Below are 25,793 nucleotides of genomic sequence, written 5' to 3' on the forward strand. Positions count from 1 at the left end.
TAAAGCAGAGGCAGCGGACCGGGATGAGGTGAAGAGAGCACCCTGCCGGGCATCGCGGTTCGCAACCGGACCACACCGATAAAACAAAAACGGAGACACCATGCCAAAGCAGTTCCGCAAGACCCTGATCCACCTCGCCGTCGCCAGTGCCTGCGGCGTCCTCGCCCTCCCGGGCCATGCCCAGGAGACCGCCGCCGCCCCCGCCGATCCCGCTTCGGCACCCGCACCCGCGCCGGCGGCGGCCACACCCCAGGAGGGCGTCAACACCGTCGTCGTCTCCGGCTCGCGCATCGCCGCGCGCGGTTTCAGCCAGCCGACGCCGACGACGACGCTGACGGCCGACGACCTGGCGAAATCCGCCAAGCCGAACCTGTTCAACACGCTGGCCGAACTGCCCGCCCTGCAGGGCAGCACGGGCCGCACGACGTTCACGTACAGCACGTCGAGCGGCGTGCAGGGCCTGTCGTCGCTGTCGCTGCGCGGCCTCGGCACGATCCGCACCCTGACCCTGCTGGACGGCCAGCGCGTCGTCGGTGCGAACGTCACCGGCGTCACGGACGTCAGCCAGTTCCCGCAACTGCTGGTAAAACGCGTGGACGTCGTGACGGGCGGCGCGTCGGCGTCGTACGGTTCCGATGCGGTGGGCGGCGTGGTGAACTTCATCACCGACAAAAAATTCAGCGGCTTCAAGTTCAATGCCGAAGGCGGCATGACGAAGTACCACGACGACAAGAACGGCACCCTGCAGGCCGCGTGGGGCAGGGGCTTCATGAACGATCGCCTGCACGTGACGGCGAGCGGCGAGTTCACGAAGGAGAACGGCATCGATTCGCCGGGCTTCGGCGAAGTGGGCGCGAACGGCCGCAGCTGGTACAAGAACCCGGCGCTGCAGGAATCGACGAAGGCGATGCAGGCCGCGGGCGCGCCGCGCTACAGAAGCATCCAGCACGCGCAGCACATCCAGTACGCGAAGTACGGCCTGATCACGGACGGCCCGCTGAAAGGCACGGCATTCGGTCCGGGCGGCACGCCGTACCCGTTCCAGTACGGGTCGAATTGCGTGGGCAACTTCTGCGTGGGCGGCGATCTGGCGGGCAGCGTGGGCGCGGGCACGAACCTGGCGATGAACTTCAAGCGCCAGGTCGCGTACACGCGCGTGTCGTGGGACCTCGACGCCGATAACGAGATCTACGTGACGGGCAACTGGGCGCAGGTGAAATCCGTGTTCTCGCCGAACCCGGGCGCGGCCAAGCAGGCCAACCTCGGCATCAAGTGCGACAACGCGTACCTGCCGGCGTCGATCGCGGCAGGCTGCGCATCCGGCTATCCGAACGGCGTGATGCAGGTCGGGACGGCGAACGCGGAATTCCCCGCCAATATTTCCGTGCTCCCGACGCGCACGCAGCGCCGCTTCGTCGTCGGTGCGGACGGCCGCTTCACGCTGTTCGGCAAGGACTGGTCGTATGACGCGTACGCGGAACATGGCGAGAACACGACCGTCATCCACGTGCAGGACATCACCCTGAACCGCCGCTACAACTACGCGATCGATGCCGTGCGCGACGCCAGCGGCAACATCGTCTGCCGTGACGCCAACGCGCGCGCCAACGGCTGCCAGCCGATCAACATCTTCGGCGACGTGCCGATCAACATGGCCGGCTGGTCGTACATCGCGCCGCTGAACGGGCCGATGCAGCATACGGATTCGAGCCAGAACGTCGTCAGCGCCAACGTGCACGGCGACGTGGCCGAAGGCTGGGCCGGGCCGATCTCGATGGCCACCGGTTTCGAATGGCGCCGCGAGGACTATTCGGTGGTCGGCGACCCGTACGGCGCCGGCGTGGACCTGCAGTCGCGCTACGGCCCGAGCTATCCGCTCGACACCACGCTGTCGACCGGCGGCGACAACTGGTTCGCCGGGAACTACCACAACGGCCGCGGCGCGTTCAACGTGAAGGAAGCCTACCTCGAGTTCAACATCCCGTTCCTGAAGTCGGCCACGTGGGGCGAGGCGAACCTGAACATCGCCGACCGCGAAGAAAAATACAGCACCGCCGGCCATGCGAGCGCGTGGAAGATCGGCGCGACGTGGAAGACGCCCGTCGACGGCCTGCGCCTGCGCGCCGTCAGCTCCAAGGACGTGCGCGCGCCTAACCTGTCCGAGCTGTATGCCGCGATGACGGTGACGAACCAGGCCGTCAACAACAACCAGGGTTCGTCCATCCAGATCCAGCAGCGCAACGTGGGCAACCCGGACCTGAAGCCGGAAGTGGCCCGCAACAATTCGTTCGGCATCGTGCTCTCGCAACCCGGCTGGGCGCGCGGCTTCAACCTGTCCGTCGACTACTACGACATCAAGGTCAAGAACGTGATCAACTCGCTGGGTCCCCAGCAGGAGGTCGACCTGTGCTACGCGGGCTACCAGAACGTGTGCAGCGCCGTGTCGATCAACGGTGCGGCCGGCACGAACTACGTGCTGGCGCAGAGCTTCAACTTCGCGTCGCTGCACACGCGCGGCGTCGACATCGAGACGGCGTACCGCACGAACCTGCGTGATTACGGCCTGCCGGGCATGTTCACGTTGCGCGGCATGGCGACGCGCACGATCCACTCGGTGTCCGACCCGGGCGTGCCGGGCACGACGCCGAGCGAGGGCGCTGGCAACATGGCGGGCAGCACGCCGAAGTGGAAGGCGCTCCTGACCCAGTCGTGGGACGACGGCAAGCTGGGTCTCAGCCTGACCGAGCGCTGGGTCAGCGCCGGTGTGTTCAGCAACGAGTTCATCGAGTGCCAGACCAACTGCCCGGTGCCGACCGCGGCGCATCCGACGATCTACGACAACCACCTGCCGGGCGCCACGTACATCGACTTCGGTGCGACGTACACGTTCGCGAAGGACTCGATGTTGTACTTCAAGATCGACAACCTGGCCGACCGCGGGCCGGTGCTCGTGCCGCAGACGAACCTCAGTATCGGTATCAATCCGGCGCTGTATGACGTGATCGGCCGCACCTATCGCGCCGGTGTTCGGATGGCGTTTTAAGCAACCGTCGCTCCCGCGTTCGCGGGAGCGACGATGTCTCAGCGCAACATATATTGCTTTTAGAGAATATATTTCCGATTTTTATGCTTTCCCACTATTTTACCCGGTGAGATTTGGATAGATTGTAGGTGTCGAGGAGGAGACAACCATGCGGCATCTTACAATCAAACAAACATTCATCACCCTGCTGGCCCTGACCCTGGTCATGGCCAGCCTCATGCTGGCCGCGCTGCAGCGCGTGTCCGTCGCGCAAAGCCGCGCGACGGAGGCGAGCGAGTCGCGCTACCGGTCCTATCTGCTGGCGGACGAACTGCGCCAGAGCTCCGACGACCTCACGCGCCTCGCCCGCACCTACGTGGTCACGGGCGACAGCCGCTACGAACAGCAATACCAGGACATCCTCGCCATCCGCAACGGCACCAGGCCGCGGCCCGAGCACTATGAGCGCATCTACTGGGATCTCGTCGCGGGCGGCGTCGCGGTGCCGCCGTCCAGCGGCCAGGCGGTCCCGCTGCAGGAATTGATGCGCAAGGCCGGCTTCAGCGAACAGGAATTCGCCAAGCTGCGGGAGGCGCAGGACGTGTCCGACGCCCTCGTCAAGACCGAAGTCGCCGCGATGAATGCCGTGAAGGGCCTGTTCGACGACGGCCGCGGCGGATTTACCCGCAAGGACGAACCGAATGCGGAATTCGCGCGGGCGATCATGCACGACGCCGCGTACCACCGCAACAAGGCGCGCATCATGGTGCCGCTGAACGACTTCCTGCGCCTGCTCGACGAGCGCACCGGCGCCGCCGTCGCCGACGCCCACCAGGCCACCGGCAGCGCGATGACGGCCGCGATCGCGCTGATGGTCCTGTCGCTCGTGTCGACGACCGCCGCCCTGTACATGGTCTACCGCTACATCATGCGCAACCTGAACAAGGCCGTTACCGCGGCCGACCGCATCGCCGGGGGCGACCTGTCGGGCGAAGTCGTCGTGGAGTTCGACGACGAGGTGGGCCGGCTGATGGGGGCCATCGCCACCATCAACGGCAACCTGCACGACATGCTGGCCAGGATCCGCACGAGCACGGAAAACATGGCGACGGCGACGGATGAAATCGCGACGGGCAATGCCGACCTGTCGGCACGCACGGAAGCGCAGGCCGGGTCGCTCGAGGAGAGCGCCAGCGCGATGGAGACGCTGACCGGGACCGTCCAGCGCAACGCGGCCAACGCGCACAACGCCAACGACCTGGCGGCGCGCGCCTCCACGGTCGCCGGCAAGGGCGGCGACGTGATGGCGCAGGTGGTGTCGACGATGGGGGACATCAAGGATGGCTCGGCACGCATCGCCGACATCATCGGCGTCATCGACAGCATCGCGTTCCAGACCAACATCCTCGCGCTGAACGCGGCCGTGGAAGCGGCGCGGGCCGGGGAACAGGGCCGCGGCTTCGCGGTGGTGGCGGCGGAAGTGCGCGCGCTGGCGCAGCGCAGCGCCGGCGCGGCCAAGGAGATCAAGGACCTGATCAGCGCGTCCGTGCAGAGCGTGGAGACGGGCAGCCGCCTCGTCGACGAAGCGGGCAGCACGATGGACGAGATCATGGATGCGATCCGCCAGGTGTCCGGCATCCTGGGCGACATCGCCCGCGCCAGCGCGGAGCAGGGTCACGGCATCGCGGAAGTGAGCAGCGCCGTGCACCAGATGGACGGTATCACGCAGCAGAATGCGGCGCTCGTCGAAGAGGCCGCGGCGGCGGCGCAAAGCCTGAAGGACCAGGCGCAGGCGCTGCTGCAGGCCGTGGGCATCTTCACGCTGGAACGGGCGCCGGCGGCCGCGTCCGCCCGCCCGGCGCTGGCCGGCAAGCCGCGCCGCGGCGCGCAGGTGGTGGCGCTGCAGTACCGCTGATCAGGCGCGCGGCTGGTCCTGCAGCCGCTGCTGCGCTTCCCGCAGCCGTTCGCGGCTGTTGGAGAGGTGGGTGCGCATCGCGGCGCGGGCCGCTTCCGGGTCGCGCCGCAGGATCGCTTTATAGATGTCCTCGTGCTCGCGGTTCACGCGTTCGAGGTAGTCGGCCGGCTTGTCTTCGCCGAGACCGGGGGTGTTGAGGCGTGCACGCGGGATGATCGCGCTGCCCAGCTGGCCCAGCAGCTCGACGAAATAGCGGTTGTCCGTCGCCTCCGCGATGAGCTGGTGGAAGCGGACGTCGGCCTCGACCGAGGTGCGGCCATTCTCGAGCGCGCGCTGCATCTCGCCCAGCGCCTGGCCCATCTGCGCCACCTGTTCCTCGGTGCGGCGCGACGCGGCCAGCCACGCGGCTTCCGTCTCCATGCTGATGCGCAGTTCGAGGATCGCGAGCACGTCGCGCACCGTCACCACGCTGTCCGTGCCGATGCCGAGCGTGGTCGCGGGCGGTTCCAGCACGAAGGTGCCGATGCCGTGGCGCGTCTGCACGAGCCCACCCGCCTGCAGCTGCGAGATCGCCTCGCGCACCACCGTGCGGCTCACGCCGTACTCTTCCATGATCGCGGATTCCGGCGGCAACTTGTCGCCCGGGTTGAATTCGGAGCGGCGGATGCGCGCGCTCAATTCTTCCACCACACCCTGGGCGAGGTTGCGGTATTTTTTGCGGGCGGGCAGCAGGGCGGTCGGCGAGTTCATGCGGGCGTTGTACACAGTGGGTCCAGGCTACGATTATAGCCGTGCGGACTCACTTGTCTGACAAGTTTGCAAAAAAAACCCGCACGTCAGTGTGGTCGGACGTCAGACGACATTTGGTACGCCAAGCTGTGCTCAGGGCCGGTATTTCGGCCCGTTGTGCAGGAACACGCCGCCCTGGTAGAAGGTCGTGATGTCGTCCGCCGGCGGATACTGGACCTCGGCCGGGAGCTTGTCCGCGAACTGCTGCGAGCTGTCCTTCGGCTTGTAGCGCAGGAAGGAAGCGTGACGGTCGTCCCACCAGCGGCCCTCGTTGTTCGAGATGCCGAACGTGATCGTGTGGCCCACGCGCGGCGTCGTCAGCGAGCGGTGCAGCAGCTGCATCAGGTCGTCGAGCGACAGCCAGGTGACCATCTGGCGGTAATTCGTCGCCTCCGGCCAGCAGTAGCCGATGCGGACGCACACGGTCTCCACGCCGAAACGGTCCCAGTAATAGCGCGACAGCGTCTCGCCGAACACTTTCGATACGCCGTAATAGCCGTCCGCGCGCGGGGGCATGGTGGCGTCGACGAGGTCCGTCGTCCTGTACATACCCATCGTGTGGTTCGTGCTGGCGAAGACGACGCGGCGGATGCCCAGCTTGTGTACGGCTTCGTACAGGTTGACCATGCCGAGGATGTTGGCCTGCATGATCGGCGCCCATTCCTCTTCGGTGGAGATGCCGCCGAAGTGCAGGATGGCGTCGACGCCCTCGCACATGCGCATGACGGCGTCGCGGTCGCCCAGGTCGCACAGGACGATTTCCTCGTGCGGCGCGGCGGGGCCGAAGTCGGCCACGTCGGACAGGCGCACGATGTCGGCGAATTCGTGCAGGCGCTCGCGCAGGCGGCGGCCCAGGTTACCGGCGGCGCCGGTGAACAAAATGCGTTTGAATGGTTTCGTCATTTGTAGTCGTTGATACGGGAAGGGAAAAGCGGCACGGGGCGAGCCCGCGTGCCGCAATGCTAACAGCGTTCCCGGCCCGTTGGCCAGTCCGGACCAACGCTCATCGTGTTGAGTAATTGGCCAGGGCACGAAAAAGTCGAATACCGGACTGCTAGTATTTTAGCGACGTCCACCCCGATCCGACCTTCATGAACCTACGTCTTGCCTTGCTGCTGGCGCTCGCCGCGGCCGTCCCCGCGCATGCCGCGCGCGCCCTGTACGATTTCAATCCCGGCTGGAAGCTGACGGTCGGGGACCCGGCAAACGCCGCGCGTCCCGCCTTCGACGACAGCGGCTGGAAGGCGGTCAGCCTGCCGCACGCGTGGAACGAGGACGACGCCTTCCGCAAGGACATCGCCGACCTGTCGACGGGCATCGCCTGGTATCGCAAGCATTTCCGGGTGCCCGGCCTGAAGCCCGGCCAGAAGGTGTTCCTCGAATTCGAAGGCGCGCGCCAGGCGGCGGAAGTGTTCGTCAACGGCAGGCGCGTGGCGCTGCACGAGAACGGCATCAGCGCGTTCGGCGTGGAGATCGCGGCGGCGCTCGTCGACGGCGACAACGTCGTGGCCGTCCGCACCGACAACCGCTGGGACTACCGCGAACAGGCGACGGGCCAGCGCTTCCAGTGGAACGACAAGAACTTCTTCGCGAACTACGGCGGCCTGCCGAAGAACGTGCGCCTGCACGTGACGGAACCCGTGTACCAGACCTTGCCCCTGTACGGGAGCCTCGGCACGACGGGCGTGTACGTGTATGCGCGCGACTTCGACATCCCGCACCGCAAGGCCACCATCACGGCCGAATCGCAGGTGCGCAACGATTCCGCGCGGGCGCACAGGGTCGCGTACGAGGTCGAGCTGCGCGATAAGGACGGCAAGCGCGTCGCGCGCTTCGATGCGCCCGCGCAGACGATCGCGCCCGGCGCCACCGTCACGCTGAAAGCCGGCGCGCCCGTCGCGGGCCTGAATTTCTGGAGCTGGGGCTACGGCTACCTGTACGACGTGGTGACGACCCTGGAGGTCGACGGCGAGCCGCTCGACGCGGTCACGACCCGCACGGGCTTTCGCAAGACCGCGTTCCGCAATGGGATGATCGAATTGAACGACCGCGTGATCCAGGTCCACGGCTATGCGCAGCGCACGACGAACGAATGGCCGGCGGTGGGCAGCGCCGTGCCCGCGTGGCTGTCCGATTACAGCAATGGCCTGGCGCTGGCCAGCAATGCGAACCTGATCCGCTGGATGCACGTGACGCCGTGGAAGCAGGACGTGGAATCGCTCGACCGCCTCGGGATGATGGAGGCGATGCCGGCCGGCGACTCGGAAGCGGATGTGAAGGACCGCCGCTGGGAGCAGCGCCTCGACGTCATGCGCGACGCCATCGTCTACAACCGCAACAACCCGAGCATCGTGTTCTACGAAAGCGGCAACAAGGGCGTCAGTGCGGACCACATGCGCGCGATGAAAGCGCTGCGCGACGAATTCGACCCGTACGGCGGCCGCGCGGCCGGCAGCCGCGAGATGCTGAGCCGGGAGTTGCAGCACGTCGCGGAATACGGCGGCGAGATGCTGTACATAAACAAGAGCGCGGGCATGCCGATGTGGGCGATGGAGTATGCGCGCGACGAGGCGCTGCGCAAGTACTGGGATGACCTCTCGCCGCCGTACCACAGGGACGGCGACGGGCCGCTGTACAAGGGCCAGGACGCGAGCGTCTACAACCGCAACCAGGACAGCTTCGCCATCGAGGACGTGCAGCGCTGGTACGACTATTGGCGCGAGCGTCCCGGCACCGGCACGCGCGTGTCGAGCGGCGGCGTGAACATCGTGTTCTCCGATTCGAACACGCACCACCGCGGGGCCGAGAACTACCGCCGCAGCGGCGAAGTGGACGCCATGCGCATCGCGAAGGATGCGTTCTACGCGCACCAGGTCATGTGGGACGGCTGGGTCGACGTGGAGCATCCGCGCGCCCACATCGTCGGGCACTGGAACTACCCGGCGGGCACCGTCAAGCCGGTCACGGTCGTCTCCAGTGCGGACCACGTAAAACTGTTCCTGAACGGGAAGGAGGTCGGGCCGGCAGTACAGAGCGCGCGCTTCCTGTTCACTTTCGACCGGGTCGCGCAAGACAAGGTGGCGTGGGCGGCGGGCGAACTGAAAGCGGTCGGCTACGACGCGCACGGCAAGCCCGTGTGCGAAACGACATTGGCCACCGCCGGCGCGCCCGTCGCGTTGAAACTGACGCCCATCGTGTCGCCGCAGGGCCTGCGTGCCGACGGCGCCGACATGGCCCTCGTCCAGGTGGAAGTCGTCGACGCCGCCAGCCGCCGCCATCCGCTCGCGCTGGACATGGTCGACTTCGACGTGCAGGGCCCGGCCGAATGGCGCGGCGGCATCGCGCAGGGGCCGGACAATTACGTCCTCGCGCGCTCGCTGCCGGTGGAGGGCGGCGTCAATCGGGTGCTGCTGCGCACGACGCCGCAGGCGGGGCGCATCGTCGTCCGCGCCCGCGCGCAAGGTCTTGCGCCGGCCGAAGTGGTGCTGGAGTCGAAGCCGGTGACCCTGAAGGATGGCCTCGCAGCCTTGCCGCCCGCGCCGCCCGTGCATCTGGACCGCGGACCGACGCCCTCCACGCCATCGTTCACGGTGTCGCGCGTGGCCGTGCCGGTGACCGCCAGCGATGCGCCGGACGGGAGCAAGTCCTACGATGACGACGAGACGACCGCGTGGACGAGCCAGGCCGGCGCCACGCCCGCGATCACATATACGCTCGCGCGGCCCGCGCGGCTGGCGCAAGTCGTGCTGAAATTGACGGGCTGGCGCGACCGCAGCTATCCGCTCAAGGTCTATGTCGATGGCCGGGAAGCATGGAGCGGCCAGACGCCGAAGAGCCTCGGCTACGTCACGCTGCCGTTGCAACCCGTGCAGGGCCGCACCGTGCGCATCGAGCTGGCGGGCCGGGCGGAAGAGGGCGGGGGCATCAAGCTGACGGAAGTCGCCAACCAGGCGAATACGGCGACGGGAACGAAAGGCGTGTCGACGGAAGTGCTGTCCATCGTCGAGGCGGAATTCTACGAAAGGCCCTGAGCGATGAGCGCCTTCGACATCCCGTTCCGCGTGGACCGCCCGCGCAGCGCGCCCGCTTTCCCGACATGATGCTGCCGGCCGACTACGAGCCGGCCTGGCCGTGCGGCGGGTGCAGCACGGCGTCCGCGCGCTTGCGTTCGTCGGCCGTCAGCGTGGGCGCGAGTGCCCGCAGCGCGGCCGCCGCGCCATCGTGGCCGGCCTGGCGGGCCAGGTCGAACATGACGTACGCCGTGGCCGGATCCCTGGCGCCGCCTTCGCCGTGCGCGGCCATCGCGCCCAGGTTGAACATGGCGTCGGGCTGGCCCTGGCGCGCCGCGGCGGCGAACCAGCGGCGCGCGGTGGCGAGGTTCTTGCCGACGACCTCGCCGCTGTAGAAATAGGTGCCGAGCGCGAACCGGGCATCGGGGTCGCCCTTCAGGGCCGCCTCCTTGTAGTACACGATGGCTTTCGCGGGATCCGCCGGCACGCCTTCGCCCAGGTCGTGCATCCGCCCGGCCGCGAACAGGGCGGCGGGGATGCCGGCGCGGGCCGCCGCCTCGAAATACGCGCCCGCCAGTTTCAGGTCGCGCGGGACGCCGTCGGCCGTGTAGTACGCGAGCCCCAGCAGGTATTGCGCCGGCGCGTAGCCATAGCCGGCCGCCTTTTCGTACCACGCGCGGGCCTTGTCCGTATCGCGTGCCACGCCGATGCCGCGGTCGTACATCCGTGCCAGCATGAACGCGGCGTCGATGCGGGGCGCCAGCAGGTCGGAGCGGGCGGGGTCGTACGGCTTGTGGTCCACCTTTTCCAGCCATGCGACGGCCTGCGCGCCATTCTTCGCCGTCCCGAGTCCGTACAGGTGCATCCGCGCCAGCATCAGCGCCGCGTCGTCGTAGCCGATCTTCGTCCACGCGGTGCCGAACATGTCCAGTGCACGCGCGTAGTCCTTGTTGTCGAAGGCTTCGTAGCCCAGCGCGAGCGTCCTGTCGTTGCGGACGATGCGGTTGCGGCCCGCCGCGAAGCGCCAGTCGGCGCCGCGGCAGCCCGTGACCCGCGCGGTGGCGGAAGACGGGTTCGACACGTCGCCGTCCGGCGCCAGGTCGGAGGCGCGCGGGACGTCGTTCGACATGCTGTCGTCCAGGCCGAAGTCGCGCATGTACGCGGTCGTGACCGGATCGTAGGCGGGATTGTACGGGTCCATGAACGCGCACGACGATGCGGACCGGCCGTTCAGGATGCGGTCCTTCGCCGCGTTGATCGCATGGGGATCGCCGGCCCGCGCGCGGGGACCGTTCACGACCACCGTGTCCGTCTGCGCCTGCACGGAAGACGCCAGCAGGACCGAGAGCAGGGCAGGAATGATGGTTGGCTTCATCGTGTCTCCTCGTTGTGCGGTCAAGGATAGCGCAGCGCGTGTGGCCGGATCGCTCACGGGATTGATCGATTCGGCCGCGGCGGCACGCGGACGGAGAGTTGCGATAACCGGCGATGCGGCAAACGCGCGAATCGGGAGCAAAAAGGAATCGCAATCGCCGCGTTGATCGGTTCGTGTGGTGTTTGCGCACGCACTTCGCTCACGCCGATGAGTATTTCCTGCTGATATATCACGGCGGCTGCACACGACCCTACACTGTTTTCAAGCCGACCCACACAAAAACAGACCGCACAGCGGTCCACCTAGGAGACAGAAAAATGCACGACATCCGACAGGTCATTCGCCCCACGCGCCTCGCCTACGCCGTCTCGCTGGCGGTCGCATCCCTGATGGCGGGCCAGGCTGCGTTCGCGCAGGACGCCACGCCGCCGCAGGACGCGACCAACGCGCAGGCGCCTGGCGCCGGTACGGCGGCAACCGCCGCGCCGCAGGGCAACCAGGAGATCGCGAGCGGGATCGCCACCGTGGTCGTCTCGACCCGCAAATCGCAGCAATCGTCGATCGCCCGCAAGAAGAACGCGGCCACCGCGATCGATTCCATCGTCGCGGAAGACGTGGGCTCGCTGCCGGACCGGAACATCGGCGAGGCGATCTCGCGCATGGCCGGCGTGGCGCTGGACCGCGGCGACTTTGGCGAGGGCGTGACCGTCGCCGTGCGCGGCAACGGCCCCGACCTCACGCGCGTGGAGATCGACGGCATGGCCGTGCAGTCCGCGAACACGGCCGGTCCCGGCTCCAGCGGCCGCGGCAACGAGTTCCGCCAGCTGTCCGCGGACCTGATCAAGAGCGTGGACGTCGTCAAGGGCTCGACGGCCGACATGGTCGAAGGTTCGCTCGGCGGCGGCATCATCATCAAGACGCGTACGGGCCTCGACTTCAAGGAGCCGTTCGCCTCCGTCCGCGTGGCCGGCACCACCAATAATCTGAACAAGAAGTGGGAACCGGACACCAACGTCATCCTGTCGCGCAAGTTCATGGACGACCGCCTGGGCGTGATCCTGAACGCGTCGAAGTCGACGACGGCCAACGAGCAGCACCAGATGCAGGTCGCGACGAGCGCGAACACGGGCTATGCGCGTGCGATCGACTTCGACAACTCGCCGGAAAAGACGTTCACCTATAACCCGTCCACGTTGAACATGGCCGATCCGGCCTCGACCACGCCGGCGGGGCCGGCGGCCGGCTCGGTGGGCATCTACCCGTACACAAGCGGCACCGGCAATTACATGACGGCCACGCCGTACGAGATTCTGACCAGGTCGGCCGCGGCCAAGACCAAGGCCGAATGCTACGCGGCGTTTCCGCGGCTGTCCGCGGCCGACGCGTCGCTGGCGAACCTGAGCTCCACCAATCGCAACAACGCGGTCAACGAGCGCCAGAACGAGTTGATCAGCTGCCTGAACCAGTGGAACGACTACACCCCTTCGCTCATTCGCAACAAGGTGCAGACCGAGGTCGATAAGCGCCAGAACCTCGACTTGCGCGGCGATTTCAAGGTCAACCGCGAACTGACGGTCTACCTGAAGGGCAGCTATTCGAAGCGCGACACGACGAACAACACCTCGTTCCTCAGCTTGGGCGGCATGAACGTCAACACGGCCAAGACGTTCGTCGACGCCAATGGCGTGCGCGCGGTCGCCCCGGGCGCGGATGGCTACTACCTGTACCCGAACAACGTCAGCTACCTCGCCAACAACCCGGCCGTGCAGGGGGCCGTCACCAATATCGATCCGTCGACCGTGACCGTGGACGCGAGCCACCACGTCACGAGCTTCGGTATCAGCGACGGTAGCGCGGGCGTCGACCAGATCTACCAGAAGAGCAAGACGATCACCAAATACTTCCAGACCGGCGGCGAGTGGCGGCGTGGCGGCCTGGCGGCCGAGTGGCTGGTCGGCGACGCGAAGTCGAAGTACACGAGTGAGCAGTTCCGCACGACGTTCAGCACCAAATACGGCGCGGCGCAGTTGTCGGTGCAGCCGAACGGCCTGTGGGCGTACGACTTCCCATCGGGCTCGAACTTCAATCTCTACAATCCCGCCAACTATGTGCAGATGGTACAACCGGCGGCGTCGGCGGCGGTCAAGCCCGGCGGCAACAACATCAACGCCATCCCGGCATATACGGCCAACCAGCAGCCTCTGCTGACCTATTCGCAGCCGCAATTGACTTACAACCCGGTGGTGAGCGAGACGGAAGAGCGCACGGCCAAGGCGGATCTGACGTGGGCGACGCCCGAGTCGGTGCCGTTCTTCACTCGCCTCAAGACCGGCTTCAATTTCCGCGACACCCGCTACAAGCTGCCCGGCAATTACGGTAATGGTTACCAGGCGAGCAGCGACCCGAACGTCTGGGTGCAGCCGTCCATCGTCCGCAGTTCGCTGGTCGGCTGCCAGGACACGACCGGTTCGCTGGGCGCGGGCGGCAACAAGTGCCAGTACGGCTACGTTCCGGGCAACGGGTACAACCGCCTGGGATCGGGCACGGTATACGTGACGCCGCAGCAGTTCCAGGACTTCGTCGGCAAGTCCATCACGGGTAACATCACCCAGACGGCGTTCTTCAACGGCGCCAACGGGCAGTTCGGCAGCGCCCTGACCAACTGGCCGAACATCGACGTGCCGAAGCTCTTCCAGCTCTCAGGCGTCCCGAACGCGAACCTGAACTGCATCTACACCTGCGTGGGCTCGGACGGCAAGACCTACGACCAGCCGATGGCGCGCATGAGCGAGCGGTCGGAGGCACTCTATGTCATGGGCGACTTCCACGTCGACCACATCCCGTTCACGACCCGATCTCTGCCGTTTGGCTGGGATCTGGAAGGGAACCTGGGGTACCGCTACATCCGCACCAAGGTGCACGGCATGGGCCAGATGTCGTTCCAGTCGATCACGCGGAACGCGGACTTCGATCCGGCCAACCCGAACGCGCCGGGCGGCGTCAACGACGTGACGGTGACGACCAATACCGCGATCGACGCGACGACCCACGACTTCCTGCCGATCTATAACCTCGCGTTGTGGGTCGTGCCGGACCAGCTCGTGCTGCGCTACAACCGCGCCCGTACGGTCGCCCGCCCGCCGGTGACGTACCTGCTGCCCCAGGGGCTGTGCCGCTACGACGAACGCCTGAGCGAGGACGGTACCCAGACCTGCACGTCGAAAGTGGGCAATCCGGCGCTGCAGGCCCAGAAGAACCTGAACCAGAACTGGAGCGCGGAGTACTATCCAAGCAAGGACACGATGTTCTCGCTGTCGTACTTCAAACAGCAGGGCATCATCGGTCCGGCCATCGTGCAGAGTTCCACTGGTACGCTGGGCCTGGCGATCACCGACCCGACCACGGGCCAGCCGCTCGCCGAGCTGCCGTTCTCGTTCTCGACGTACCAGAATGGCGTGCCGACCACGCGCACCGGCTGGGAATTCAACACCAAGACCGCCTTCACGTTCCTGCCGGGGCCCTTGCGCTACCTGGGCTTCGACGGCAACTATACGAAGCTGGGTTCCGTCACGTCCACGCAGAACATCGTCGACCTGCTGACCGGCACCGCCATGCCGCCGCTGCGCGAGTCGAAGTTCCAGTACAACTGGGCGCTTTGGTACGACGATGGCCGCCTGTCGGCGCGCGTGGCGGTGCAGGGGGTCGCCAGCTACTTCGCCAACATCGCAGGCTGGACCGGCAACGGCTTGAACAATTACCCGAACGCGAGCGGCAATACCCGTCCGCCCGCCTACAACCCGGGTTCGCCAAACTTCAAGGACGCCACGCGCTACGTCGATGCGAAGATCGGGTATCGCATCACGCCGGAGATCGACGTCTTCGTGGAAGGCCGCAACCTGAACAACGCCGCGACCAGCAACAGCCAGGGGTCCTACGTACCGTTCTCGAACGGCACGCCGAGCATCCTGGACTACAGCTACGCGGGCCGTCGCATCATGGTTGGTGCGAATTTCCGCTTCGGCGGCTGACGCATGAGGAACCTGCTGGGTATCGCCGCGCTGGCCTGGGCCGCTTCGGCCGGCGCGGCGGACACCATCGACCTCGCCGGCGACTGGCGCTTCGCGCTCGACCGCGACGACGCCGGCGTGGCCGGCCACTGGGAAAGCCGCACGCTGGCGGACCGCATCCGCATCCCCGGCATCCTGAACGCACAGGGCTACGGCGACGAGATCACGGTGCGGACGCCGTGGGTGCTGTCGCTGTACGACAAGAACTGGCACCTGCGCGCGGACTACGCGGCATTCACGCAGCCGGGCCAGGTGAAGGTGCCGTTCCTGAGCCAGCCCCCGCGCCACTACCTGGGCGCGGCATGGTACCAGCGCGACGTCGAGGTGCCGGCCGCCTGGCGCGGCAAGCGCGTCGTGCTGCACCTGGAACGGCCCCGCTGGGGTTCCGGCGCGTGGATCGACGACCGCGCGCTGGGTACCGACGTCTCCCTCGTCGCGCCGCACGACTACGCCATCGGCCCCCTCGCGCCGGGCCGGCACCGCATCACGGTGCGCGTGGATTCGCGCGTGCTGATGGCCTACCGGCCGGACTCGCACAGCATCTCCGATTCGCTCGGCATGAGCTGGAACGGCATCGTCGGCAAGGCCGAATTGCGTGCGACGTCCCCCGTCTACATCGCGGATGCGCAGGTGTTTCCGGATGTGGCCAGCCGCAGCGTGCTCGTGAAGCTTGAGGTCGGTAATGGCGGCGGCCAGGCCGGGGCGGGAACCGTCACGGCGAATGGCCAGCGCATTCCCGTGCGCTGGACGGCGGACGGCGGCCATGCCGAATTCCGCGTGCAATATCCGAAGGACGCACCGGCGTGGGACGAGTTCCACCCGGTTCTGCAATCGCTGAAGCTGCGCCTCGCGGGACCAAGCGCCGACGACGCGCGCGACGTGTCGTTCGGCTTCGTGCAGGTGGCGGCGCGCGGCACGGACATCCTCGTCAACGGCCGCCCGGTGTTCCTGCGCGGGACGCACCACGGCGGCGATTTCCCGCTCACCGGCTATCCGCCGACGGACGTCGCGTACTGGAAGAAGATCTTTGCGATCAACAAGGCGTGGGGCATCAACCACGTGCGCTTCCACTCGTTCACGCCGCCGGAAGCGGCCTTCCAGGCGGCGGACGAGGTGGGCATCTACCTGCAGCCGGAGCCGGGCATGTGGAACCGGTTCGAGCCCGGTTCGCCCATCGAACAGGCGCTGTACGACGAGACCGAGCGCCTGATCCGCGCCTACGGGAACCACCCGTCGTTCCTGCTCCTCAGTCCCAGCAACGAACCGTCGGGGCACTGGAAAGACGTGTTCGCGAAGTGGGTTGCACGCTTCCGCGCCGAAGATCCGCGCCGCCTGTACACGAACGGCACGGGCCACACGGAGCCGGTCGTGCCGGGTCTCGACGAGGATGTCGACTACCTCGCGGTGCAGCGCATCGGCCCGAAACCGCTGCGCAACAAGACGGGCTGGTTCGGGCGCGACTACGCGGCGTCGCTGGACGGCATCCGCGTGCCGGTCGTGTCGCACGAGGTGGGCCAATGGGTCGCCTATCCGGATTTCTCCATCATCGACAAGTTCACGGGCTATCTGCAGCCGGGGAACTACGAGATCTTCCGCGCATCCGCCCGCAGTCACGGCGTATTGGACCGCAACCGCGAGTTCGCGCTGGCCTCCGGCCGCTGGCAGCTGGCGTGCTACAAGGAAGAGATCGAGGCGGCGCTGCGCACGCGCGGCCTCAGTGGCTACCAGCTGCTGGACCTGCACGACTATCTGGGCCAGGGCACGGCGCTTGTCGGCATCCTCGATACGTTCTGGGAGTCGAAAGGTTATGCGACGCCCGACGCGTTCCGCCGCTTCAACGGCGCGACGGTGCCGCTGGCCCGCCTGACGCGCACCGTGTACACGACGCGCGACGCGTTCGACGTCCCGGTGGAGATCGCGCACTACGGCGCGCAGCCGCTGGCCGGTGCGCGGCCGTGGTGGCGCATCGAGGACGATGCCGGGCGTGCGGTCGCCGCAGGGCGGTTCGCCGCACTCGACATCCCGATCGGCAAGAACATCCCGCTGGGCCGCGTCGCGGCGGACCTCGCACGGCTGCCAGCGCCCGCGCACTACCGGCTGGTCGCGGGCCTGGACGGAACCGATATCGCCAACGACTGGAACTTCTGGCTGTATCCCGGGCAGGTCGCCGCGGCCGTCCCGGCCGGTGTGCTCGTGACGCATGCATGGCCGGAAGCCGAGGCACGGCTGGCGCAGGGCGGCAGGGTGCTGTACCTGCCGCGCAAGGCGGACCTGGACTGGACGTCGCCGCCGCTCGCGGACGTCCCCGTGTTCTGGAACCGGTTGATGAATCCCGGATGGTCGCGCATGCTCGGCCTGTGGATCGATCGCGCGCATCCCGCGCTGGCCGGCTTTCCTTCGGCCGACCACATGGATTGGCAGTGGAGCGACCTGGTGGCCGGCGCCCGCGCGTTCAATCTCGAACGCCTGCCGGCCGGGTTGCGGCCCATCGTCCAGCCCATCGACGACTGGAACCGCAACTACCGCCTCGGCGCCGTGTTCGAGGCGAAGGTGGGCAGCGGCCGCCTGATGGTGGCCACGTTCGACCTCGAGACCCGCCTGGACGAGCGCCCGGCCGCGCGCCAGCTGCGCCGCTCGCTGCTGGACTACATGGCCGGCCCACGCTTCGCGCCCGCAACGGCCGTCGATCCCGCCGCGCTGCGCGCCAGCCTGTTCGACACGCGCGTGATGAAAAAGCTCGGCGCGACAGCAAGCGGGTGGCCCGATGCGGCGAACGCCGTTGACGGCGACCCCAATACGGTCAGTCTCGTCGCGGTGAAGGGCGATGCGCCGCGGCCGCAGCCGGTGCTGACGATCGCGTTCGCGCAGGCCGTGCCGTTCGACGGGCTCGTGCTGATGCCGCGCCAGAATCACCGCGACCACGAGGGCGACGTGCGCGAGTGGTCCATTCAGGCCAGCGACGACGGCACGACGTGGCGCGACGTGGCCCGGCCGACGCTCCCGTCGACGTTCGATCCGCAGACCGTGCGCTTCGGGCGGACCGTCACGGCGCGCTGGCTGCGGCTGACGTCCCTGTCCGGGTTCGGTGCGGACCGGGCGAGCGCGCTGGCCGACGTCGCGGTGCTGTATGCCGGCCCGGCGCTGCCGGACGAAGCGGGCGAGCTGGAATACAAGCGCTCGCGGTCGACGTCGGCCGACGTCGACGAGGCGGGGATGGACGACAGGCCCCGCAAGCGTACGCGCTGAAAACGTATCGGTCGCGCGAAAAATTCTATTGGTCGGGTGAGGGGTACCCGATTATCATGCGATTATCGCCGCCAGCCGTAGGGCGGGCACCCGTGCCCGCGCGAAAGCAAACGTCCGCGTGGGCGCGGGGCGCCCACCCTACGTCTTGTCTGGAGGTCCGATGTTTCGCTTTGCCCTTCGCGCCCTGCCGGCGCTGGTTCTTTGTGCCGCCGCCGCATCCGCGCCGGCCCACGCCGCCGACCCCGTATTCCACAATCCGCTCGTGCAGCAGCGCGCCGACCCGCAGGTGAGCCTGCAGCCGGACGGCTGGTATTACTACACGGCGACCGTGCCGGAATACGACCGCATCGAGATCCGCCGCGCCCGTTCCCTCGACGACCTGGGTGCCGCCCCGGCGAAGACGGTGTGGCGCAAGCACGCGACCGGCGCGATGGGCGCGCACATCTGGGCGCCGGAGATGCACCGCATCGGCGGCAAGTGGTATATCTATTTCACGGCCGGCAGCGCGGAGCATCCGTGGGAAATCCGCCTGTACGCGCTGGAAAACGCGTCCGCCGATCCGTTCGCGGGCGAGTGGGTCGAACGCGGCCAGGTCAAGACGGGCTGGGAATCGTTCTCGCTGGACGCCACCACGTTCGAACACCGCGGCCAGCGCTACCTCGTGTGGACGCAGACGGCGCCCGACGGCAGCAAGGGCACCAACATCTACCTGGCGAAGATGGACACGCCGCTGTCGATCAAGGGGCCGGCCGTGCTGCTGACGAAGCCGGAGTACGCGTGGGAGAAGGTCAAGTTCGCCGTCGACGAAGGCCCGGCCGTGCTGGTGAGCCACGGCCGCGTGTTCGTCACGTTCTCGGCCAGCGCGACGGATGCGAATTACTGCCTCGGCATGGTCAGCGCGCCGGCGGACGCCGACCTGCTCGATCCGAAGTCGTGGACCAAGCTGCCGGAGCCCGTCTTCAGGAGCAGCGAGAAGAACGGCCAGTGGGGCCCGGGCCACAACGCGTTCACGACGACGCCGGACGGCAAGACCGACGTGCTGGTCTACCACGCGCGCAACTACCGCGAGATCCAGGGCGATTCGCTGCACGACCCGAACCGCCACACGCGCGCGCAGGTCATCCGCTGGCGCGCGGACGGGATGCCGGATTTCGGCGAACCCGTGCCCGACGCGCCCCGGTAATTTAACCGTTGCTTTACCGCCCGGCACACTGGCAATGTGACCGGAAAGTCTGGTATTGTTGTCGCTGTCGCAACAAAAAACAAGACGGAGGACACAATGAACGGTGCGGGCGGTACGAGCGGAGGAACGGGCCAGTTCTTCCTGGGGCTGGTCCTGATGTGCGGGGGCTTCTACCTGCTGCTCAACAGCGTGGTGGTGAGTTCCAGCTTCGGCCTCGGCACGCGCCTGTTCGGCGTGGGCGGCTACGGCATCACGGGCGGGATCGTCCTCATTCCCCTCGTGATCGGCATCGCGATGATCTTCTACAACGCCCGCAACGCGCTGGGCTGGCTGCTGGCGGTCTGCGCGTTCGCGGCGCTCGTGTTCGGCGTGATCGCGTCCGTGAACATGTCGCTGCGCACGATGTCGGCGTTTGAACTCATCTGCATCCTCGCGCTGGCCTTCGGCGGGCTTGGACTGTTTTTACGCTCGCTGCGCAGTGCGGCCCGCGCAGAACAGGCGGCGGCGCCCGAACGCCGGCTGCGTTCCTGATCAGCGGATGCCCGCCTCGGTCTCCTGGCGCAGGCGTGCGCGCCAGGCGCCCAGGGCGGACAGCGCGGCATGGAACTTACGTTCGATCAGGTCGGCCTCGGCCGGGGTGACGGTGCCGTCGAGCAGGGCGGTCGACACCGCCTCGGCCACGGCGCCCACGTCGCTCATCACGCGGCAGACCGTCTGCGACAAGTCGTCCTGGCGCGCCTGCTCCGGCTGCGGCACGACGAACGCCGCCATTCCGTGGCGCACCAGCAGCGCGTGCAGCGGCAGGTGCGCTTCCTGCACGCCGGCCTTGTGGCAGCACTCGACGATCTGCGACACCTCCTCGAACGACGGATAGTGCGATGCGATCGTGGGCGACAGCTTGTTGCGCAAGACATTGGCGGACATGTCGAGCTCGCGCGCCAGCGCATCGATGCCGCCGGGGTACTTGCGCGCCACCGTGTACAGGGCATCGTGCTGGTTCATGTCGAGGTAACGGCGGGTCATGGTATTCCTTTGCTAATTTTACCGGTGCGTGCGACCATCGCGGTCGTTATGCTGATTCTAACTTTCGATCGCTTCCATGACCATGTTGAAGTCTTATAACGTCGCGCTCGTGCTGGCCTTGCTGCTCCCGCTGGCGCATGTCGGGACCGTCGACGCCAGGCCGTCCTCGTCGAGCTCTTTCAAGAGCGGCTTTTCGTCGCAGCGCTCGTCGTCGCCTTCGAAGCCGTCGTATTCGTCGGCGAAGTCGAGCGGGACCAGCTTCGGGTCGTTCAGCCGGCGTTCGGCGCCACCCGACGCCGCGCCGCAGCAGAATAAATCGCCGGGCGGCTTCGGTTCGTTCGGCCGCGGCGCCGCCACGCCGCAGAAATCGGATTCCGCGCTGTCGCGGAAGCTGGACAGGAACACGTCGGAAGCGAACGCGTTGCGCACCCTGGATGCGCGCCGGCAGGCGCAGGCCGATGCGGCGCGGGACACCCGGCCGGTGCCCGGGTACGAGCAGGGACGGAGCGCGCCGACGTATGCGCCGCCGCCCGTGCAGCAACAGCAGCCGCCGGTGATCGTGCGCCAGGACAGCGGCCTCGGTCACGTGATCGCGGGTGCCATGATTGCGAACGCGTCGCGCGGCGCGCATGCGAACAATAACGGCTATGCGGGTGGAACCGCGCCCGCGCCTTCCGGCGGCGGCACGTCGTTCCTCGGCGTGTTCCTGACCCTGTGCGTGCTGGCGCTGATCGGCTGGGGGTTGTACTTCGCGTGGCGCCGCCTGCGCCGCGGCCGGGAAGCCAAGAAACCGAATTATTCGTTCGAAAGGAATTGACGAGAATGGCCTGGAAGGATGTCTTCAGCTACGTGCGTGCGGTGGCCGCCAACAAGGGTGTGACCAAGGGCGAGACGCGTGCCGACGACGACGTGCCGCTGGGCGCGCGCATCGGCAGCGTCGTGCAGGTCCAGATGTCGCCGATCATCCGGGCGCAGGCGAACGGCTCGCTGATCGCGATGCCGGCCGCCGCGGACACGCGCATTCTCGCCGTGTCGCAGATCCGCCTGCAACCCGACACGGAGTTGTACCGCCTGTACCTCGACAAGGGCGACGACGCCGCGGACGAGAAATTCCTGCAGGTGTTCTGCGGCGACGACGGCAAGGTGGCCGAAGTCCTGTACTGCACCCAGCTGGCGCGCATCATCCCGGAGACGGCCGACGACCAGGACGCGTACACGGGCGTGGCCGGCTACGGCCTGGGCGACGCCGGCTACACGCTGTGGCGCGAACAGCTGGCCGACATGCTGGGGGCGCAAGAACTGGCGACCGTGTTCGGCGAGTCGGACCGTCTCGACTACACCCGCGATGCCGGCGGGCGCGAGGCGCAGTTCGTCAGCCCGTTCAAGGGCCGCGAGACGCGCATCGACGATGCACAAGGGCAGCACGGCCTGCGCCAGGAAATGTATTTCATGCCGTACGTGCGCCAGCTGGCGGACGGCGGCCGCGAATATTTATTGATCACGACGGAGATCGTGGAAAGCGTCGATGGCGATGCGGGCAAGCGCGGGATCCACGTGGACTTCGTCATCGGCATCCCGATGGAGCAGGAACGCATCGTCATCCAATAACCGTAGTAACCGTTTTCTTCACCGCAGAAAGGAACAACAATGAGCAACGCTAGTGGATGGGGCCTGACCGCACGACTGGTCACGAAGCATTTCGGCGCACTGGGCAACCGCATCGCCGAGGCCATCGCCAACTTCGACCCCGAAACCGCGACCGAGGCCGACCGCGACCGCCTGGTCGCCACCTTGCGCGAAACGGCGCAGTTGCTGGCCACGTCGCGCGCGTCGTTCGACAAGGAGCATGGCGACGTGGCGAACCTGCAAAACCTGATCGCCAACGACGAACGCGCCGCCGAGAAGCTGGCCGAGCGCCTGGCCGCCGGCACGATCTCGGAAGCGACCGTGACGATGTTCTGCGACGAGCTGGAAGCGAACAAGGCCCGCCTGCCGCAGGAAATCCAGGAAGAGGCGGACGCGAAGGCCTACATGGACGAGCTGCAGAAGATCGTCGATGCGCTGTCGAAGCAGTTGGCCGAATTCGACGCCCAGGCCAGGAAGGCGATGCAGGCACTGGCTTCCGCCAAGGCGCAGAAGGAGCTGCAGGAGCTGCGCCTCGAGCGCCAGGAACAGCTGAACGGCCTCACGAGCATGCGCGGCAACTCGACGGCGCTGTCCGCGCTGACCCGCCGCGCCCAGGCTGTGACGAACGAGGCGTCGGGCCTGCGTATCGTCGCCGACATCGGCCAGAAGCCGCTGGACCAGCAGGCGGAACTGGATGCGATCCGCAAGTCGGTCAGCCAGCCGGAAACGGCCGGCGAGAGCGCGCTGGAACGCCTCAAGCGCCTGTCGGGCAAGACGGCCGCTTGAGGATGCGAGATCCGGTCAGTCGTTCGGCTGACCGGGCTTCACCGCGACCTGTTTGATCGTGCCATCCGCGCCATATTCGAGCGGCGCGATGGCGATCGAGCGGCGGTAGCCGCCGCCGCCCGGCAGCAGGGCGTCGTGGTAGAACACCCAGCTTTTCCCGTCGTGTTCGAGGATGGCCTGGTGGTTCGTCGAGATCTTCAGGTAGTCGATCATCACGCCGCGGTACGTGAAGGGGCCCATCGGCGAGCTCGCGGTCGCGTACAGGATCTGGCCGGGCCAGCCGGACGAGAACGAGAAGTAGTACACGCCGTTATGCTCGTGCATGAACGGCGCTTCGCCATATTTCTTCTTCGGGTCGGACGCGGGCAGGCCGTCGATCTTCACGATCCGGATCGGGCCGTCCAGCGAGATCATGTCGGGCTTCAGCTTGACGACCTTCGGCACGCGCGTGCCGAAGTACATGTACGCCTGGCCGTCCTTGTCGATGAAGACGGCCGGATCGATCGGCTCGTCGCCCGCGTTCACGTCGCGCTCGCGGTCGACGAGCGGATCCTTGCGTGCATCGACGAAGCCGCCGTCCGGACGATCCGACACGGCCACGCCGATCTTGTCGCCGCCGACCGGCGCATAGAAATAGTACTTGCCGTTGCGGTAGGCCGCTTCCGGCGCCCACGCCTTCGCATCCGGCCGCGCCCATTTGAACACGGTGACGGCCAGCGGCACGCCGGCGTCGCGCCACGTCTTCATGTCGGGCGACGTGTACAGGCGCCACGTGACGGAATCCCAGTACTTGCCGGTGTTCGACGCGTCGTCCGTCGCGTACAGGTAGAACTTGTCGCCCTTCGCGGCGGGGAAGAAGTGCGGCGACGGGTCCGCATTGAAGCGGGAAGCGATGGGCCGGCCCGCCTCCGGTGCGGCCGCGTGGGCGGCCAGCGCAAGCGATAGGGTGGGTACGAGAACGGCAAAGAAACGGCGAGTCAGGTGCATGGCGGCTCGTGGTCGAATAGTAAAAGAATGTGCATGCTAGCACAGCTTTTGGGACAAATGATATCGATAACTAAACTTTCTCGTGCCTGCTGGAGCCGGTCGCCAGGACGAGGAATAGCGCGCCGCCGAAAATCCACACGTCGGCGACGTTGAACGAGTACGGATTGGTGATCCCGCAGCAGCTCACGTTGATGTAGTCGGCCACCGCGCCGTAGACGATCCGGTCGTAGGCATTGCCGAGGGCGCCGCCGATGATGGCGCCGGACGCCAGCAGCAACGGCCAGCCCGACTTGTTGCGTACCCAGAATGCCAGTGCAATGGACGCGATGATACTGATCGCCACCAGCAGCCAGCGGGCGTCGAACCCGTTCAGCAAGCCGAAGTTCACGCCCTTGTTCCAGGCCATCACGAAATTCAAGTACGGGGGCCAGGCGGGGATCTGGTGGACGGACGCCAGGTCGAGCCGTTCGACGATGACGATCTTGGAGAGGCGGTCGAGGCCGAAGAAAACGAGCGATGCGACAGCGGTGCGCAGCAGGGGGCTAAAGGAAGTCATTCGTCAGCTAGTCTTGAATGGTGAGGTCGACATCGACCGTCTCTTCGTACACGTAACCCTCGGCTTCATTGCGCAGCAACAGCTTGACGCGCTTGATCGTACAGGGCTCGCCGGCGTCGATGTCATCCGTACAGTGTACGGTCAAAGTTGAACTGATGCGTCATTTCATCGGGACGGGGCCGCGTCCAGCTGCCTCTGCAGCATGTCTTTCGCCACCGCGAGCGCATCGGCGGGCTTCGCAGCGACATCCGGCATGACCCCTGAGCCTTCCCAGTTCGTGTGGGTAACCGGGCTGATGGTCCGGCTATGCGGGATGGCGGCAAAGAAATGGTCGCCGAGGCGATACAACGCGATCGGGTGGGCACCGCCCCACGTCCGCGCCCCGACCACGGTGGCGCGTTTCAACGCCTGCATCGTATAGGTGAAATCTTCGCCGGCGGACGCCGTCCCCGGCCCGGCCAGGATCGCGACAGGCTTCCTGCCGCCATAGCGTCTGCCGTCGAGTGCGCCTTCGGTCCAGGTCTGCATCGTCCGGCCGGAGTCGCGCGACCAGATGTCGTTCAGGCGCGTGGGGCCGTCGACGAAATAGCTGATCAGCAGCGCCACCGATGCCGGGTCGCCGCCCCCGTTCTCGCGCACATCGACGATGAGCGCGTCGGTATCGGACAGCTTGTCCAGTGCGGACGCATACGCTCCCGCCACCGCGGCACGGGGTGGGAATGACGATATCCGCAGATAGCCGATGGCGGGACTCAGATGGTCGACGTGCTCGACACCGTCATATTGGGCCCGGGCGGCGCCGGACGCCGCCCTCGGCATGACATCCGGCACGACGCCGGGACGCAACCGCTTCGGGCTGAACTTCACCTTCATGTGCAGGTCGTGGGCCACGGACGCCATATCGGCCGTGAGCTGCGCGGCGAATCGCTCGCCGCTTGTGATGGCGCCGTACGCGCCATCATGCTGCCGCTGTCGCAGCAACATTTCGATCTGCTTTGCCTTATCGTGGAACACGTAGTGCTGGTCGAGCCGGGCGACCAGCGTATCGATCGTTTGTGCGCGCGTCGTGCCGTCGAGCGACAGGTCGGGCCGGAAGAAGTCCGGCAGGGCAACGACGGTGCCGGCCAGCCCCAACGACAGCAAGATCAACAGGATGAACAGGTTTCTTTTCAATTCTTTCCCCCTCGCTGAGCAGGTTATCGGAAAGG

General features: G+C 66.9%; 18 protein-coding genes. 10 read left to right on the plus strand and 8 right to left on the minus strand.

Annotated elements, in window-relative coordinates; translation table 11 throughout:
- The first annotated feature begins 100 nt into the window (after nt 1–100).
- A complete protein-coding gene (locus ACEN9G_RS26680; RefSeq protein ID WP_413343897.1) occupies nt 101–3,043 on the plus strand; it encodes a TonB-dependent receptor plug domain-containing protein in 2,943 nt (980 codons plus the stop codon).
- Nucleotides 3,044–3,191: 148 nt separating this feature from the next.
- Nucleotides 3,192–4,937 (plus strand): methyl-accepting chemotaxis protein, encoded by a 1,746-nt coding sequence (locus ACEN9G_RS26685; protein ID WP_483127242.1) that lies wholly within the window; start codon nt 3,192–3,194, stop codon nt 4,935–4,937.
- Here the strand turns inward: ACEN9G_RS26685 and ACEN9G_RS26690 are convergent, their stop codons facing one another.
- Together ACEN9G_RS26690 and ACEN9G_RS26695 are read right to left on the minus strand one after the other, a co-directional pair.
- A complete protein-coding gene (locus ACEN9G_RS26690; RefSeq protein ID WP_413343741.1) occupies nt 4,938–5,687 on the minus strand; it encodes a FadR/GntR family transcriptional regulator in 750 nt (249 codons plus the stop codon).
- Between the two features lie 132 nt (nt 5,688–5,819).
- A complete protein-coding gene (locus ACEN9G_RS26695; RefSeq protein ID WP_413343743.1) occupies nt 5,820–6,629 on the minus strand; it encodes an NAD-dependent epimerase/dehydratase family protein in 810 nt (269 codons plus the stop codon).
- A gap of 188 nt (nt 6,630–6,817) precedes the next feature.
- Between ACEN9G_RS26695 and ACEN9G_RS26700 the strand changes: the two genes are divergently transcribed.
- Nucleotides 6,818–9,757, plus strand: coding sequence for a glycoside hydrolase family 2 protein (locus ACEN9G_RS26700; protein WP_413343745.1), 2,940 nt, complete (start codon nt 6,818–6,820; stop codon nt 9,755–9,757).
- An 82-nt stretch (nt 9,758–9,839) separates the two neighbouring features.
- Here ACEN9G_RS26700 and ACEN9G_RS26705 read toward each other — a convergent pair whose 3' ends face one another.
- A complete protein-coding gene (locus tag ACEN9G_RS26705; RefSeq protein ID WP_483127243.1) occupies nt 9,840–11,111 on the minus strand; it encodes a tetratricopeptide repeat protein in 1,272 nt (423 codons plus the stop codon).
- Nucleotides 11,112–11,428: 317 nt separating this feature from the next.
- Here ACEN9G_RS26705 and ACEN9G_RS26710 point away from each other — a divergent pair, with 317 nt between their 5' ends.
- The 4 genes from ACEN9G_RS26710 (at nt 11,429) to ACEN9G_RS26725 (ending at nt 20,138) form a co-directional block, all read left to right on the plus strand.
- Complete coding sequence (locus ACEN9G_RS26710; RefSeq protein ID WP_413338944.1) at nt 11,429–15,139, plus strand: TonB-dependent receptor; 3,711 nt, start codon at nt 11,429–11,431, stop codon at nt 15,137–15,139.
- Between the two features lie 3 nt (nt 15,140–15,142).
- Nucleotides 15,143–18,424 (plus strand): DUF8487 domain-containing protein, encoded by a 3,282-nt coding sequence (locus ACEN9G_RS26715; protein WP_483127244.1) that lies wholly within the window; start codon nt 15,143–15,145, stop codon nt 18,422–18,424.
- A gap of 160 nt (nt 18,425–18,584) precedes the next feature.
- Nucleotides 18,585–19,607 carry a glycoside hydrolase family 43 protein gene (locus ACEN9G_RS26720; RefSeq protein WP_413338947.1) on the plus strand — a complete coding sequence of 341 codons (1,023 nt, stop codon included), beginning with the start codon at nt 18,585–18,587 and terminating at the stop codon, nt 19,605–19,607.
- Between the two features lie 96 nt (nt 19,608–19,703).
- Complete coding sequence (locus ACEN9G_RS26725; RefSeq protein ID WP_413338949.1) at nt 19,704–20,138, plus strand: hypothetical protein; 435 nt, start codon at nt 19,704–19,706, stop codon at nt 20,136–20,138.
- On the opposite strand, the gene ACEN9G_RS26730 is transcribed toward ACEN9G_RS26725, so the two are convergent.
- Nucleotides 20,139–20,630, minus strand: coding sequence for a phage regulatory CII family protein (locus ACEN9G_RS26730; protein ID WP_413338951.1), 492 nt, complete (start codon nt 20,628–20,630; stop codon nt 20,139–20,141).
- 76 nt (nt 20,631–20,706) lie between these two features.
- Between ACEN9G_RS26730 and ACEN9G_RS26735 the strand changes: the two genes are divergently transcribed.
- Genes ACEN9G_RS26735 through ACEN9G_RS26745 form a run of 3 tightly spaced genes read left to right on the plus strand, consistent with a single transcriptional unit; the run spans nt 20,707 to nt 23,042 of the window.
- A complete protein-coding gene (locus ACEN9G_RS26735; protein ID WP_413338953.1) occupies nt 20,707–21,447 on the plus strand; it encodes a hypothetical protein in 741 nt (246 codons plus the stop codon).
- A gap of 5 nt (nt 21,448–21,452) precedes the next feature.
- Nucleotides 21,453–22,238, plus strand: coding sequence for a DUF2491 family protein (locus ACEN9G_RS26740; RefSeq protein WP_413338955.1), 786 nt, complete (start codon nt 21,453–21,455; stop codon nt 22,236–22,238).
- Between the two features lie 39 nt (nt 22,239–22,277).
- Nucleotides 22,278–23,042: a hypothetical protein gene (locus ACEN9G_RS26745; RefSeq protein ID WP_413338957.1), complete on the plus strand. Its 765-nt coding sequence runs from the start codon at nt 22,278–22,280 to the stop codon at nt 23,040–23,042.
- 15 nt (nt 23,043–23,057) lie between these two features.
- Here the strand turns inward: ACEN9G_RS26745 and ACEN9G_RS26750 are convergent, their stop codons facing one another.
- The 4 genes from ACEN9G_RS26750 to ACEN9G_RS26765 all read right to left on the minus strand — a co-directional run bounded on the left by ACEN9G_RS26750 (nt 23,058) and on the right by ACEN9G_RS26765 (nt 25,758).
- Nucleotides 23,058–24,029, minus strand: coding sequence for a family 43 glycosylhydrolase (locus ACEN9G_RS26750; protein ID WP_413338959.1), 972 nt, complete (start codon nt 24,027–24,029; stop codon nt 23,058–23,060).
- 70 nt (nt 24,030–24,099) lie between these two features.
- The gene (gene lspA, locus ACEN9G_RS26755; protein ID WP_413338961.1) at nt 24,100–24,585 is read right to left on the minus strand and encodes a signal peptidase II; all 486 of its coding nucleotides are present in this window, start codon (nt 24,583–24,585) and stop codon (nt 24,100–24,102) included.
- 7 nt (nt 24,586–24,592) lie between these two features.
- Complete coding sequence (locus ACEN9G_RS26760; protein ID WP_413338963.1) at nt 24,593–24,730, minus strand: hypothetical protein; 138 nt, start codon at nt 24,728–24,730, stop codon at nt 24,593–24,595.
- A 20-nt stretch (nt 24,731–24,750) separates the two neighbouring features.
- Nucleotides 24,751–25,758 carry a S41 family peptidase gene (locus ACEN9G_RS26765; RefSeq protein WP_413338965.1) on the minus strand — a complete coding sequence of 336 codons (1,008 nt, stop codon included), beginning with the start codon at nt 25,756–25,758 and terminating at the stop codon, nt 24,751–24,753.
- Nucleotides 25,759–25,793: the final 35 nt, after the last annotated feature.

Source organism: Massilia sp. Masssp94 (assembly GCF_059491305.1).